The following is a 16,331-nucleotide window of genomic DNA, read 5'->3' as shown; positions in this document are numbered from 1 at the left end:
ATGTCAGAAAAAGAATATGCAGAAAGATTCCCAGCATTATACCATGAAAGATCATTACAAGAAGGAAAATATGACAAATACCATCCAGAATTCTATGAAATAGACAGAGAAAACGGACGAATATAAACACATAAAATTCACCCTTATAAATATTTTTAAAACAATAAAAAATCCTCACCCCGTTAATGCAAAAATCCATAATATAATTTTACAATAATTGAAAAAAAATAGAAAAAAATAATAAAAACATTGCCCTATCAACAAATATCAGATAAAAAAAAATATTATCCAAATATAATTATATTAAAAAAAAGAGGAGATATAAAAATGAGATTATTAAGTAAAAACACAGCAGAAGAAGATCTAGCAAAAAATCTAATAAAAAATCATGAAAATGAAATAAAAAAAGTCCTAGGAAAAACAGGAGTAAAAAGCCTAGAAAATACATTAACAGAAATAGCTGAAACAGAAGGAATAGAAGCATGTCATAACTGCATGAACTACACTTTAGGAAGAATAAACTACTATAAAAACAAACAACAAGAATATTCAATAGAATCAAAACTAGCAGACAAAGTATATGATGCATATGTAACAGATGGAATAAGCAGAATAGATAAAGTAAATGGAAGATTTATGGCAGCACAAAATATGAAACTAGATATGATAATTGAACAAAATAATAAAATAATTAACCTACTAGAACAAATAGCAAATAAATAATAAACACAAAATATAGCCTCCACATACATACAAAACATCACAACAAACACAACAACAAAAGAAAACCAACAAACAATACAAAACTCCAACAAGACAAACAAAATAAATAATAAGATTAAATTAAAAGAATAACAAACCCATAAACATAACATCCAATAAAATAAAGGAGGAATAAAAGAATGAAAAAGAAACAAACAATAAAAAAACTATTACTACTGCTAATACTAACAGTACTACTCATAGGAATAGCAAGCGCAACAGAACACAATAACCAGACAAACACTAATAAAAATACAATAGAAAAAAGCCTACAAAACACACAAACAGATACAAAAGAAATAAACAAACAAGACACCACAACAAACACGAAAACCAGTACAACCAAAACACCAACCAAGATCACACTCAATAAAATAAAAACAACAGAATTCTCAGACAAAATCATGATAACAGGAACCTATAAAACCAGCAAGGGAACACCATTAAAAAACACAGCGATAACACTAAACATCAACGGCAAACAATACAAAACAAAAACATACAGTTCAGGAAAATACTTCTACAAATACCAGACAAACAAAGTAGGAACCAACACCATAACAGCAACATACCCTGGAAACAACAAATACAAAGCAGCAACCACAAAAACCACATTCAAAGTAACCAAGAAAGGAACACGCATAAAAATAAACTACATACCAACAACAGAATACACTGATAAAGTAATCATCAAGGGAAAATTCACAAACAACAAAGCAAAAGCATTAATGAGTGCAACAATTATCCTGAAAATAAACGGAAAAAAATACAGCACTAAGACAGACAAGAATGGAGAATTCACATATAACTACAAAACAAACAAAATAGGAACCAACAACATAACTGCATACTTCCGAGGAAATGATTACTACAAATACAACTCAACAAAGAAAACATTCAAAGTCAACAAAATAACCACATACACCTCATTATACCAGCCATATTACAATAAAACAAATAAGATGCTACTCCTTAGTGGTCTTGTCTATGATGAGCAAGATACTGACCTGAAAAAAGTACCTGTCACACTGAACATAAATGGAAAATATTATAAAACAACGACGGGCGAGTACGGAGGCTTCGATTTCCAAACCAAACTTACAAAATCAGGATCCAAGAAAATAACAATAACATACCACGGAAACAATAAATACGCTCAATCATCAGTCAAAACAACAATCAGTATACCAATAGTAAAAGCAACAAGAACAGTCACAGTACACGAGAATACCAAAAAAAATACAATAATAACTTCAACAACAATATTTGGAGATAAAATAGAGATAAGATATGATTTTGGACCTGATCCTAACATCGAACGCATTGGAACAAGAACTAATTCATATATGAGAAATAAAAAAACAGGAGAAATATACAAACGTCATTTAGACTATGATGGAGTCTATAGATATTACAAAGTTTAAAAAAAAATGTTCTAAAAAGAACAGATAACAAATCTTAATCAACACTCTCCCCTCACCCATCACCACCTTCACCCAAACAATACTCCTAATAATATAACTAACAAAAAACAATCCCCCCATACACATAACAACTAATTTTTTTCAAACAAAGAACATAAAATTATATACTTACACACAACTAATCCAAACAACACTAACAACAAACCACGACACATAACACCCACACGAGTACTAAACGCACAAAAACCAGACAGAAACATAACAACAAACAAAAAAACACACAACATAACCAAAAAAACAAAGCACCAAAACAAGACATACCACAAAACCAGAGACAAAACACAGGCACGATACATACGAGAGAAACTAGAAGAAAACAACTACGACAAAACACTAATACCACGATACAAACAACAATAGCAGAAAGAAAAAAAAATAAGAAAAAAAACAATACATAATTTTAAATAAAACAATATTACAATACTTAAACATCTAACAAGCCGATATTAGAACTATAAAACTATAAAATCTTTGTAAACAAAAAAAATAGTAAATATGAGTTTGAAATAAATATTACATATTTTTTGCAATATCCTACTTTTTTTATCATGTTTTTTTACTGTTCAAAACTCATAAAAAAAAAGATAAAATTTAAAAAATTTAATTAGAAATTTTGTCTTTCATATGCTGTTGCTTTACGATAGTAGACTACTACTTTGTATGGAGTCCAACCAGACACCCATGTATGACCTAAATAAGTATAATAATTATAATCTATATTAGCATGACTCCAATGAATTTCATCATCACTATCTTTAAAGAAGAATAATGCATCTGTAATTGTATACTCCGGTGAACTATACCTATCAGTTCTAGGATTATAACCTATTGTTTCTACATGTATTCCTTTATCATATTGTCCATCATATGTTTGATACCAACATGAGAATAAATTATTTCCAACATATCTCTTAGAGGTTGACTCACCATAATACATAGTACCTACATCTAACATTAATGTTCCAAATGGTTCAATAACTTTGAATTTTGTGTTTGTACTAGTAGCTTTATGATTACTGTCCCCATCATAATACACTGATATATAATTATTTCCCTTTTTTAAAGCATCTATTTTTAAATTATATTTCCCATTTGTATCTGTGAAAACATAATAATACTTGGATTCTACATTTATAACAACTTCTTGATCTGCTAATCCTCTTCCCTTAGATGATAATTTTCCATATATGTTCACATCATCACCTACACAAGGGTTTTTAGTCGTGCTGACAGTTATTTTTGAATCCGGTTTAGTTACTGTGAAATACACATAATCATCACTACCATAATATTCATCACTTCCAGTAAATGTAGCTAAAATCTTGTTTTTACCAATTGATGTTGTTGTGATAGCTATGTTATAATATCCGTGCTGATTTGTTGTTGTAGAATAATGTTTTCCATTTATATTTATTTTAATTGTTTTATATGGAATTTCATTTCCATTGGAGGTTAATTTTCCGTAAACATTTACTTTATCGCCAAATTGTACTGAATCCGATGATTGCACTGATATGGTTGATGACTTTTTGTATGCATCGAAGTACGTGTACTCTGATACTCCATACTTATTAATGTTACCATAGGATACTGTAATCCGTTTTGTTCCACTAGTTAATGGTATAAGCTTTAGATTATACTTTCCATACTTATTAGTTGTTGTTTTATAATTTTTTCCTTCCAGATTAACTGTTACCTTTTTGTATGCTGCTGATTTATCTCGAGTAGTTAATTTACCATAGACACTTACCCGTTCTCCAACATAAACTGTTGAAGTACTTCCGATTGTAATCTTATTCAATGGTTTTGATGTATAACTGGTATTGTTTCGTGAACTTTTATACTTATTATTTCCATCATATTTGACGTATATTCTTTTGTATGATGTGGATTTTGATGTTACTTTTAGATTAAATTCTCCATATTTTTTAGTAGTGATAGTATACGTTTTACCTTCTACCGTTAATTTAATTTTCTGCTTAGGTATTGCACCCTTTTTTGATGTTAATCTTCCATTTATATTGAGTTTATCTCCGAGATATAATTTTTTAGTACTTCTTAAAGAAATATGAGTTAATCTTTTTTCAGCAGCAAAATATGTGGAATTTACTGCAGAAGTATAAACTGCAGAACCATTATAGCTTACCCTGACTTTATGCTTACCAGAAGACTTAACACCTATTTTAAGACCAAAACTAGCATCTTTTTTAGTTTTAGACTTATACCTTTTACCATCAACATCAATAATTAATAGCTCTTCAGATAATAAACTTCCTTTAGAAATTAATTTACCCTTAATATTCACTTTTTCTCCTACAAATAAATTCAATGGCTTACTTAATCTAATACTAGTTTTCCTTTTTTCAGCCCTGAATGATTTGGACTTTACTGTAGAAGTATAAACCGTAGAACCAGCATAATTTACCCGGACTTTATGCTTACCCGAAGATTTAACTTCTGCTTTAAGACTATAAAAACCATTTTTATTTGTAGTTACATTATATTTTTTCCCATCAAAATTGATTGTTACTGTTTTATCAGATACAGAAGCATCCCTTGATGTAAGTTTTCCATAAATGCTCACTTTATTTCCTACTAGGACTGTACTTGTAGTGTTTAATGTTAGTTTAGTAGGTTTTTTCTTCACATTAACAATTGTTTTATTTGTATCATAAATATTATTCTTTGAATCAACATATGATGATATTATTGTCTTATTCCCCATTTTCGACATCAAAATTTTAGCATTATAATTTCCATATTCATCAGTTATTACTGAAAATGTTTTACCATCTACTTTTAAGGTTATTCTAGCATTTGCTAAATTTTCACCAAATTTTTTCAGATTTCCATATACACTAACTTTCTCTCCAACATATCCACTCTTATGAGACACTACTGATAATTGAGTACTATCATACGCATAAACAGAAGTTATGCTAGTTATATCAGTATAATTATATGATCCAGGATAATATACTTCAACAGTTTTATTACCACTGAATGAAACTGTTATGTTAGCATTATAACTACCATCATCTAATGTTGTAATATAGTAAGAACTATTATCAACAGTTAATCTTATTGTAGCATTAGGTATATTACCTTTATATGTTTTTAAATTACCATAAATATGAAATTCATCACCAACATATATACTCTTATCAGTATCTACTGTAATGCTTGTATCATATTTCAATATCTCTACATAAGCATAATCTATTGAATTACCAATCCTCGGATTATCATTAGAATATTTAGCAATTATTGTATATCTACCAGCAATACTAGCTGGAACATTTAAATAAAAATAACCATTTTCATCTGTAGTTAAATTATAAATATCAGATTCAAATTCCACACTAATATTCTCATATATATAAGGAGTATCCGTATAATAACCACAATATAACACACCATTAATTGATATATTATCCCCCACATATACTGTATCACTAACATTTAACTCCAAATCTGTGAATAAATAAGAACTATCCCACTCCTTTTTAACGGGCTTTGTATTGATTTTTTCCATACTTTTTGTATTAATATTATCATTAAACTTTGAAGAATCATTCAACTTATTAATATCACTATTTTCTCGTAACGAATCATCAAAAGTATTACTACTTTTTTGAGTAACCATATCCTTTGAATAATCATCAGATATCCTTTTATCATCAACTGAATCATTAAAATCAGATGCACTAATCGTTGTCATTGCAAAGAGTACAAAAAGTAATGATAAAAAAGAATATATTAACACAACTTGTTTTTTATCCATATAACTCACTAAAAATTGTTGTAAATCTAACTATACATTAAAATTAAAATGAATAGTTGAATATTAATAGTATTTAAAAACATATAAATTTAACCATTTAAACATAACACCAGTACGTAAAAAACTAAACAAAAAATTTATACAGTAAACCCCTCTTTTTAAGATAATAAAAAATCTACAACAACCATATAAATAAGTATTAATCTTTTAAAAATGATCATTATTACTAATAAAATCTAATTTTAATATTCATAGGTTTTATTAAATTTTATAAAAGAATATGATACTATTCGAAAGCCCATATAAAAAAAAAAGATACGATAATAAAACCTTACATTAAAAATAAAAAAATATATAAATTAAAACAAAAAACAAACAAAATTTAACAAAAACTAATAAAAGAAGAAAAAAATAGAAAAAAAATCAAAAATTATACCTTATCCTAAAAAGTTTGTGTTCCACTAACTGGATTAATATCAACCTCTTTAGTATCAACTACATTTCCTGATCCATCATATAAAGTTATAGATGCATGATCCGGATAACTAGTAAGTTCGTTTGCAGTTCTCATTGTAAAATGACCTGTACTTTCAACAGTTAATGGTACAATATTCCCCGCATTTAATGTAGTTCCCCTATAACTATAAAATACCCTAATTTTAACATTTTCACCTGCATGATTATCTCCAACATATACTGTAATATATGTTTTTGCAGGTAATGGAGTAGCTGTTGAAAAACTTCCACTAATAATTTTTAAATTATCATTTAAATTTTCATTACTACTAACATTAGAATTAACTGCATTATTTTCATTATTTGAAGAAATATTTTCAGTCTTTGAATTATTTTCAGACATATAAAGAATTGATCCAGCAATAATTAGTGAAATTATAATTATAGTTATAGAAATAATTATTATTTTATTATTTTTTGAAGAATTATTATCAGTTCGTGATGTAGGGTTATGATTTTTTAAACTTGCATGTATAGTTAAAGCGGTACCACATTTTTTACAAAATTTAGCTGATTCTTTATTTTCATAACCACATTTTTGACAATACATTTTTTCCACCTTTAAAGTTTATTATGAAAAAAAATGATACTTAACTATTTATAATTAAAACGTTTTAATATTTAATATTATTTTTAATCATTAATTCTCTCTTTATTCATAACTATTCTAATGAATCCCTATCAAACATCAGATATATAAAGAATTTTAATGATTTGAAGATATTTTAATGTTTAATATTATTAGTTTTATTATCCAAATACTAAATGTCGCACATTAAAAATATATTCTAATAACTATTATAAATTATATTCTTGTATATTTAAATATTTTTAGATATAACGATTAGAATAACCTTATATAATTGTTAAATTTTTATATATAATTATATAAGTTAATATTTATTGAATTTATCAATTTTAATAATTTTAATAATAAATATCTAAAACATATTAAAATTATTTCTATTAAATATATTCAATTCTTATTATTAGAGTATTTATATACTAAAAAAATAATAAAGAATACAACGAAATATTTTCTCTAAAATCACTTAATAAAATTTAATCTTTAATTATTTCTATTATCATTAAATTAGTTCTACTTGAATTTATAAATTAAAGGTTAATCTGGATTTAAATAATAAATACTTATATATTATAAATGTAATATGATTTATTATATTGTGAAATAATTTGAGGTAACGAAAATGAGTTTACAACTAGTGACTATTCCAATAGGAATAGGTTTATTATTGGATATACAAAGTCATTTTGTTGATACGGATGTAACTATTAGAACTAGTGTTAATAGTATGGATACATTAAATGAAATTTTAGATAAAGATCATACTTTAGGATTTAAATCAAAACAAGATTTTATTAATTTTGAAAATCAAGGGACAATGTTATTTAGATTAAAAGATAACAAAATTGAAATACGATTTGTAGGAGATTATGATCTTAAAGACATAAATATATTTATAAATGCTATTAATAATGATTTCAAAAAAATTTCTAATATAGATAATGTAAATTTAACAATTGTAAATGAAAAATCTAAACAAAGCTTTAAAATACCTTCCAATTTAAAAGATGAAAAAATTATTAATTCCATATTAAAAGATAATTATTTGGGTTTTTCTTCAAAAAAAGCATTAAATGAATTTCAAAATAAAGGTGAAATAATTTTAAAAAAAAATGATGATGAAACTTTAGATTTTCTATTCATAGGAAATTATAATAAAAAAGAAGCTGAAAATTATGTAAAAAACATATCAGATGAATATGCATTACTAATTCAAGAACAAACATACCTTAAAGTATTAGAAAGAATAGAAAACGAAAATTTAAATTTAGAATCTGAAATAATTGATAATGAAGATTCAATTATACTTACATTAAATATTAATTAATATACTTTGAAAAAATTTTAAAATAAAATATTTTTATTCTAATGAAGTATATTTTTTAATTTCATTTATTTCATCATTATTTAAATTTAATTTCATTTTCATTTTATCATATGTTTTTAACTCAAATCCCCTTCTTCTCATTCTTATAATTTTTTCTGCATGAATTATTTCAATATACGGAATTTTTAATAATTCTTGTAGGTTTGCTTTATTAATGTAAATTTTATTATTTGATATATTACTTGTATCTTCGGTATCATCATCAATTTTTGCCCCACAATAAATACAAAAATTAGCATTGGAAGTAAGTTTATTTCCACAATTAATACAGAAATTTATATTAGATTCTTGAGTCATATTTTCACATCTATTTTTGAATAATTTATTTTTTGATAATAATCTCTTTTTTTTACTAACATATTTTGTAGCAAAAAAATAATTAAATGTCATTTTGCATTAATTAGAAATATGATTAAAAATCAAGAGTTCTTCCACCCCTACTATCATTAATATCTGAAGAATCTTCAGGAGGTTCTGAAGAATCATCCGATGTGATGTCAAACTGATTTTTATAATTTAACCTATCTTCTTGTGCTGTTGCAGCAACAGCTCTTATATCTGCCCATTCTCGAATATTTCTTATTTGTTCTGCCTGAGTGATACTTAATGGAACAGTATTTTTAATAGCATTTTCAAAATCATTCATTGTAATACTACGATTTTCTGCAAATGCATCAAACAAACCCATTATAATAATCTGTTCTATTTCAGCACCACCAAATCCTTCTGTTAAATTTGCTAAATGATTAAGGGAAGTTTCATCAATATTAAAATCACCAATAACTTTAGGTTTTTTTAATCTTGATTGTAAATGAACTTTAAATATCTGTTTTCTTTCATTATAAGTAGGTAAATCAATAAAAAATATTTCATCAAATCTTCCTTTACGCATCATTTCTGAAGGTAATCCAGATATATTGTTTGCTGTAGCAACTACAAAAACTGGTTTAGTTTTTTCTTGCATCCAACTAAGGAATGTACCAAAAATACGACTACTAGTACCTCCATCACCACCATTACTTAAACCAGAGAATCCTTTTTCTATTTCATCAATCCATAAAATACATGGTGAAATAGCTTCTGCAGTTTTGATAGCTTCTCTCATATTAGATTCACTATTACCCACATACATGTTAAATACTTTAGAAACATCAAAACGTAACAATGGTAAATGCCACATTGAACTTATAGATTTTGCAATTAAACTTTTTCCACAGCCTGGTACTCCTGTAAGTAAAACTCCTTTAGGAGAAGGTAAACCATAATCTTTTGCTGAATCAAGCCAAGATTTATCTCTTTTAATTAACCATTTTTTCAGATTTTCTAAACCACCAACATCATTAATATCTACATCCGAATCCACATATTCTAGTAGTTCATTCTTTTTAATAACTTGACTTTTTTCTTTTAAAACTAAGTCAATATCATCCGCATCCAATTTTCCATCATTCACCATTGCTCGTGCAAATGCATTTTCTGCTTCTTGTAGAGTTAATCCTACTGCTGCTTTAATTATAGATTCTTTATCTTTTTCATTTAAATTTATTTCAAGATTTCCTTTTTTATTTGCTTTAATGATTTCTTCTAAAACTGATTCGATTTCAGCTTCTGTAGGTAACTTAAAATCCATTACTGTTACATCTTTTTTTAAATCATCAGGTATTGTGAATGATGGTGAAACAAATATGATATTTTTAGGGTCACGACTTTGTTTTAAATGAGGCATTAAATCTTTTAAACTTCTTATTATATTAAAATCGGTACCTCCATTTGCTCGTTCACAAAAAATATGAAAATCTAAAATAATAAATAGTCCTGGTTGATCAAATTCTTTAATAAAATTTAAAGCCCTTAATTTTTCAAAAGTATTTTCCTGAATGATTCCTTTATCATTTTTAAAACCTTCTGAAGATTTCCATATAAAAATGTTTCTAACAGTATGTATTAATTCAGGTGTAGTAACTATACGTGATAGTTCATTTATTAATCGTTCTTCTTCATATGTGGTAATTTGAATAAAAGGAAATCGTGCTCTTAATAAATCACATAACTCTTTATCAAATTCTTGCATTTTTCTCACTCACTAATTAGTTATTTTTTTAAATGCTTGATTATGTATTTCATCGGTATTTTCATAATATTCTTGCGTATACTCTTTATTTATAACTTTAGAATCTGTTAATTTTTCTATTAATGGAATATAATTTTCACATTTTTTTCCTTTTATACCCTTAGTTTCAGATTCGATAGTACCATCTTTTTTTATTTTAATTATAAGTTTTTTAGACATTTATATCACCTAATTATTATTGCTATGTATTATTCTAAAAATCTATAATTCTTCCGGAGAGGTCATCATTTACTTCAGAAATTATTGTACGTTTTTTTATTTGATTTATTTGTTCAGGATTTAAATTTAATTTTTCTTTTAAGTCATCATAAGACTTAATATAATTGTTTTCATTTCGTAAATTTATTATTTTTTTTGCTTTAATTAAATTAATACTAGGAATGTTAGTTAATTCATCTAAATCAGCAGAATTAATATCAATTTTATAAGGATTATCTTCTTCTTCACTTTCTTCGTCTAAGTGTCCATTGTTTGTTTCATTATTGAATATATTATCTTCCAGTTCATTTATAATTAATTCATTTTTTACATATTCTAGTTCATCATTAGTAAGATTTAATCTATCACTTAAATCTTCATAAGAGTAAAATATTACTCCTGAATCTTTTAATCGGATAAGTTTCATTATTTGCTCATCATTTAATGTTTGAATATTTAATAAATCAGTTATAGATGCGTTATTAATATCAATTTCAATAAACTTTTCTGTATTTTCTAATTCGTTTGTTTCTAAATCAGTTTCTGTAAAAAAATCTTCAGGATTATTTTCTTCATATTCAATCCTTTTTTGATAGATTTCTTGATTATACTTACTTAAAATATCCCTAATTTGATTTAAATATAATTTTTTATTATAAAATTCCCATAAAATTGAAAAATTATTTCTAGAATATATAAATGAAACATGATCATTTGAAATTTCAAATCTAACATTACAATTAGGACATATTAAAGAATTAAATGATAACATCCCCTCTTTTCTAAAAGTTTCCAAATATTTTTCATAACAAACGGGACAAATTTCATCAGTAATTTCTATTCTTATTAATTGAGATATTTCCATTTTTTCTTCCCAAGTATAATTTCCACATGCAATTTGAAGTAAATCATTCCAATGTAATGTTTTATATTTATATTTTTTATTCAATTTTGTATTCTCAGGAGCATTTTCAATGTAATATCTATTATCCTTTTTATCAGTTAATTCCAGTCCACACTTTTTACAGAGAAAATGTGTGCCTCCACTAAAAAAACCACTTTTCTCAAAAGAATACATAGGATATTCACATATAGGGCAGTTCAAATGTTCTGAAGAATAATATTCGTTATTATTGGACATAATCATCAATTTATTCTTTATATTTTTAAATAAATAACATAAATAAAGGTTATAATTTTATGTTTAATTCAATTCTGATTTCTAATAATATTTTTATAATTTATTGTATATAAAAAAGTTAGTTGAATAACCCGTATAATTAAAAGTAAACTTCATTTTCAAAATCAACGCTTTATTTATTAACTTTATAATAGTATATATAATAGTAAACTCTATAATATATTAAATAAATAGTGTTTCAAATGAATATAAGAATATATGAAATAATAAATAATACCAAAGTAGAAGGCCCTGGAAATAGAACTTGTATATTTGTGCAAGGTTGTTTAAAGCATTGCAAATATTGTAATTCTAAACAAACTTGGGATATAACTTCCGGAAAAGAATATGAAATTAATAAATTAGCACAACATATTTTATCCAATAAAAATATAGAAGGTGTAACTTTTTCAGGAGGTGAACCATTTCTACAATCTAAAGAATTATATCAGCTAGGTAAATTAATTAAAAAACATAATTTATCTATAGTAACATTTACTGGATTTAATTATAATTTTATAAAGAAAATTAATGATAGTAACTGGAATAATTTATTAGAAATAACAGATTTATTAATATCTGGTGAATTCGATATAAATAAAATGGTACAAGATAAAATTTGGATTGGATCAAGTAATCAAGAATATCATTTTTTAAGTAATCGTTATAAATATTTAGAAAATAAATTGAATTTATTAGAAAATAAAATAGAAATTAGATTAAAAAAGGATGGTTCCATAGTTATTAATGGAATGGGAGATAATAAAAAAATTAACAAGTTATTTAATTTTAATTAGATATATTTCTTAGAGATATTGTAGTATTATCACTGTTACAATATATAAACTGATTTAAAGAATTATAACTGTTACTTTATAACATTTTTTTTATTATCTTTAGTAGATGTTTCATTAATTACTTTGAAATATTTTATAGAAAGTATATTTAATTCTTTGGAATTATTAATTATGTTTACATAATTTGTTATAGTATGGGCATTCGTCGCATTTTTCTTTATTGGTCTTGTCATATTGTTTGTTAAGAATATGTTCTACTGTTTTGTCTAGTGAATTGTTTATTTTTTCTATTTTTTCTTTTGTTAATTCTATTTCTAATTCATAGTTGTCATATATACTGTATACGCTTGCATATTTGATATTGTGTTGATTGTATTCTAGGTAGTTTTCTAATGCTTTGGCGTATATGCATAATTGTTGTTCATGAGTTTTCTTTCTAGCTTTTAGTTTTTGTTGATTTGTTGTTTTATAGTCCACTATTTTGATATCGTTTGTTTTGGAATTTTTTAGTATTAAATCTATTTTTCCTTCTATGTCATAGTGTTCTTTTATTATGTTGAATGGTACTTCTGAACCTATTATTTCCCATTCGCTATTTTCATAATTTTTCCAGTAGTTTTCTATTCCTTTTATTACATTGTTAAAGTTTTCTTCTTGAATATCTGGATAGTTTTGTAGTATTTTTTCAGATATTCTGGTTATATCTTCTTTTTGTATATCTTTTCCTTGTAGTGTTTCTTTATTCATTCTTTCTAGTATTGTGTGGGCTGCTAGTCCATCATTTATAACTTTTGATGCTGGAAGTCTAAACTGGTAATTGTAGCCTATATTGTACATTCTTGGACACTTGTTATATGCTGAAAAGCTTGTGTAGCTCATCCTGATTCTTTCTGTTTTTTCTTCATCCTTGGAGGTTGTTAGTTTATCAATCTTATTAAAATCATGTGGTGATATCTCGGATAAAGTTGTGTCTTTCTCTAATTCTTCCAGGAATTCTGGCTTGTTTCCTTCTTTATCGTATACTGTGGATAATATTAATAACTGTTCTGCTCGTGTACATGCAACATAGAATATACGTTTTTCTTCAAGATCTTCTAATTCTATTTCTTCTTCTTGATTATAATGTTTGTTTTTGAAGAATTCTGGTTTTATTGGATATGTTGGAACTCCACGCTCTTTTTTGGATAATTCATCTATTGATTCTTTAGTTATTTCTTTGTATGGAAAATTATTGTTTTCTAATGTACATAGTATTACTACTGGAAATTCTAATCCTTTTGCTTTATGTACTGTTAATAATTGTACTTCATCTTCCATACCTGTTTTTTCATTATAACTGGAATAGTTTTCATAATTTGATAATATAAACCATATTAATCCGTTTAAGTCGTTTTCATCAACTAATTCTGTATAGTTAAATATTGTTTGAGTGAATATTGCAAGATTATTCAGTATTCTATCATTTACAGTGTTTTCTTCATCAAATCTGCCTTTTAATAATCCTGATATTTCCAGTAGTTTATAATAAACATCTAATAATGAATCTTGTTTATCTTCACTAGTTTCATAGTAGTTTTTCCTATAATTATATAGTTTTTCAAAGAAATCTAGATCATGTTCATCTGTTATGCCAATATCTTTTAAATCGGTTCTGGTTTTTTCATTTAATTCAAAATGTGGAACACTATTTAATATTTCATTATATAGGGCTGTGCATTTTTCATTATGATATCTTGTATACATAGCCTTTAAATTTTTAGGTTTACCCCTTTTATATAATCTGTTTTCATGATTGTATTCTGCTTCTATAACATTTTCTTCGAATTTATCTTCTATTTCAGATAATATTGTACATGTTTCATCACTTAGTTTCAGACAATCCTTTAATTCTGTGAATATTCTTAGATTTAACCATTCTCTTTCTATTTTACTAAAATATGTCCTGGACGATGATTTCTTCATATACCATAATAGAGTCATCATTACTTTAACTTCTTTCTGGTCAGTTAATGAGGAAATATCAGGCATATTGTATGGAATAGCATGCTCATCAAACTTATTCAACAAGTCTATGATAGGTTTTTTTAGACTTCCATTTCCTTGAATTCCCCTGAATAATATTCCAACATCGGAATAATTTTTAATTTTATTATTATCTTTTAACGATTTGATAAGTAATGATATATTTTCTGCTTCTGAATTAATATTTTCTGCATCCTTGTCACTTTTCATATAATATACATTGGAATCAAATGTTTTCTCAGGAACAAGATTTTTATCAGTTCTCCGATACTTTTTAATGAAACATTCATTAAAATCTACAATATTTTTACCGGAACGATGATTAATATCCAGTTCAATAGTATTGTTCTTTTTAGCAAAATCTTCAAAGTTATCAGAGTAACTGCCCCTAAATCCATATATTGCTTGATCATCATCCCCCACTACTGTAAATGAATCCGAATATTTCCTTAATATTTCAAATATATCCTTCTGAATAGGGTCAATATCCTGAAATTCATCAATCAATATATTCTTAAATGGTAGAAGTTTTGCCATATACTCCTCATCTTTTGATAAAAGTTCCTTTGCATATACCTGTAGAAATGAAAAATCAGATAAATTGTTCTCTTTTAATAATTTTTCATATCCTTTATAAGATTTTACGATAGCAATAAACTTTGCAAAATACCATGAATTATAATATTCATCATTATCCTTCACAGAATCCTTAGGAAATGTATGATATTTTTCCATGTAATCATTCACAAAGTTTTTATAATCTTTTGATACTTCAAAATTCTTTTCAAGATATTCGGCTAGTTCTTCATCTTTTAGACCAAAATTAGTGAATTGATCATATTTTTTAATTATATTACTTGTTTCCCATTTTTCCACGTAACTGTACCCTTTTAAACCAAGTTTATCCATGTTTTTCTGTAAAAACATGACTTTACGTTCATCAACATCATCATTTTCTAACAGATATATCTCCTTATCGGAATATTCGGTTAACAGATAATTACAGAAACTGTGTATAGTGCCGATAAACATTTTACTCAATGCTTCTGAAGGGATATTATATTCTTTAGAGCTTAAACGTTTTTTCAATTCATCAGCAGCTTTAATAGTGAATGTAATAATCAGTAGACTTTCAGGATTTACTTTCTTAGTTTCTAATAAGTATTTTATTCTGTTAATTAACACGTATGTTTTTCCAGCACCTGGACCTGCTTCAATCAATACAGGTTCCAATGGATAATGTATTGCAGTTTCTTGTTTAATATCCGGTTTTTGTGCCATATACTACACCACACATATTTATAATTAAAATTATTTCTATAATAAACTATATTTAATTCTATTGTAAAATAGATAAGAAATATTAGATGAAAACAAAATGTTCCAATTATTTATTTTTGTTTATAGTTTTGTTTTTAATACATTCGATATTATCATGATTTAAGAGGGATTCTTAAGGATTATTATATGCATCTTATTTTTTT

General features: G+C 25.6%; 12 protein-coding genes. 5 read left to right on the top strand and 7 right to left on the bottom strand.

All coding sequences use genetic code 11. The features are described 5' to 3' along the window. The 3 genes from PXD04_RS16265 (at position 1) to PXD04_RS16255 (ending at position 2,186) form a co-directional block, all read left to right on the top strand. Positions 1 to 126: a hypothetical protein gene (locus PXD04_RS16265; protein WP_323735870.1), complete on the top strand. Its 126-nt coding sequence runs from the start codon at positions 1 to 3 to the stop codon at positions 124 to 126. A gap of 201 nt (positions 127 to 327) precedes the next feature. Then, positions 328 to 723, top strand: coding sequence for a zinc ribbon domain-containing protein (locus PXD04_RS16260; RefSeq protein WP_323735869.1), 396 nt, complete (start codon positions 328 to 330; stop codon positions 721 to 723). 179 nt (positions 724 to 902) lie between these two features. Then, the gene (locus PXD04_RS16255; RefSeq protein ID WP_323735868.1) at positions 903 to 2,186 is read left to right on the top strand and encodes an Ig-like domain-containing protein; all 1,284 of its coding nucleotides are present in this window, start codon (positions 903 to 905) and stop codon (positions 2,184 to 2,186) included. A gap of 664 nt (positions 2,187 to 2,850) precedes the next feature. Here PXD04_RS16255 and PXD04_RS16250 read toward each other — a convergent pair. Together PXD04_RS16250 and PXD04_RS16245 are read right to left on the bottom strand one after the other, a co-directional pair. Further along, positions 2,851 to 6,030 carry an Ig-like domain repeat protein gene (locus PXD04_RS16250; RefSeq protein ID WP_323735867.1) on the bottom strand — a complete coding sequence of 1,060 codons (3,180 nt, stop codon included), beginning with the start codon at positions 6,028 to 6,030 and terminating at the stop codon, positions 2,851 to 2,853. A 442-nt stretch (positions 6,031 to 6,472) separates the two neighbouring features. After that, on the bottom strand, positions 6,473 to 7,096 hold the full coding sequence (locus PXD04_RS16245; protein WP_323735866.1) for a zinc ribbon domain-containing protein: 624 nt from the start codon (positions 7,094 to 7,096) through the stop codon (positions 6,473 to 6,475). 673 nt (positions 7,097 to 7,769) lie between these two features. Between PXD04_RS16245 and PXD04_RS16240 the strand changes: the two genes are divergently transcribed. Next, on the top strand, positions 7,770 to 8,459 hold the full coding sequence (locus PXD04_RS16240; RefSeq protein ID WP_323735865.1) for a hypothetical protein: 690 nt from the start codon (positions 7,770 to 7,772) through the stop codon (positions 8,457 to 8,459). Between the two features lie 33 nt (positions 8,460 to 8,492). Here the strand turns inward: PXD04_RS16240 and PXD04_RS16235 are convergent, their stop codons facing one another. From PXD04_RS16235 to PXD04_RS16220, 4 genes are read right to left on the bottom strand one after another with little or no spacing between them, the layout of a single operon-like run. Continuing rightward, a complete protein-coding gene (locus tag PXD04_RS16235) occupies positions 8,493 to 8,909 on the bottom strand; it encodes a zinc ribbon domain-containing protein (RefSeq protein ID WP_323735864.1) in 417 nt (138 codons plus the stop codon). 22 nt (positions 8,910 to 8,931) lie between these two features. Next, a complete protein-coding gene (locus PXD04_RS16230; protein ID WP_323735863.1) occupies positions 8,932 to 10,590 on the bottom strand; it encodes an AAA family ATPase in 1,659 nt (552 codons plus the stop codon). A 12-nt stretch (positions 10,591 to 10,602) separates the two neighbouring features. Next, positions 10,603 to 10,809, bottom strand: a complete 207-nt coding sequence (locus tag PXD04_RS16225) for a DUF2997 domain-containing protein (RefSeq protein ID WP_323735862.1) — start codon at positions 10,807 to 10,809, stop codon at positions 10,603 to 10,605. Positions 10,810 to 10,843: 34 nt separating this feature from the next. Further along, complete coding sequence (locus PXD04_RS16220) at positions 10,844 to 11,989, bottom strand: ComEA family DNA-binding protein (RefSeq protein WP_323735861.1); 1,146 nt, start codon at positions 11,987 to 11,989, stop codon at positions 10,844 to 10,846. A gap of 242 nt (positions 11,990 to 12,231) precedes the next feature. On the opposite strand from PXD04_RS16220, the gene PXD04_RS16215 reads away from it, so the two are divergent. Beyond that, the gene (locus tag PXD04_RS16215; RefSeq protein ID WP_323735860.1) at positions 12,232 to 12,825 is read left to right on the top strand and encodes a 4Fe-4S single cluster domain-containing protein; all 594 of its coding nucleotides are present in this window, start codon (positions 12,232 to 12,234) and stop codon (positions 12,823 to 12,825) included. 165 nt (positions 12,826 to 12,990) lie between these two features. On the opposite strand, the gene PXD04_RS16210 is transcribed toward PXD04_RS16215, so the two are convergent. Further along, positions 12,991 to 16,128: an ATP-dependent DNA helicase gene (locus PXD04_RS16210; RefSeq protein ID WP_323735859.1), complete on the bottom strand. Its 3,138-nt coding sequence runs from the start codon at positions 16,126 to 16,128 to the stop codon at positions 12,991 to 12,993. Positions 16,129 to 16,331: the final 203 nt, after the last annotated feature.

Source organism: Methanosphaera sp. ISO3-F5 (assembly GCF_034480035.2).
Lineage (GTDB): Archaea > Methanobacteriota > Methanobacteria > Methanobacteriales > Methanobacteriaceae > Methanosphaera.
The sequence above is the reverse complement of the archived record's forward strand: the minus strand, read 5'-3'. Positions and strand labels throughout refer to the sequence as shown.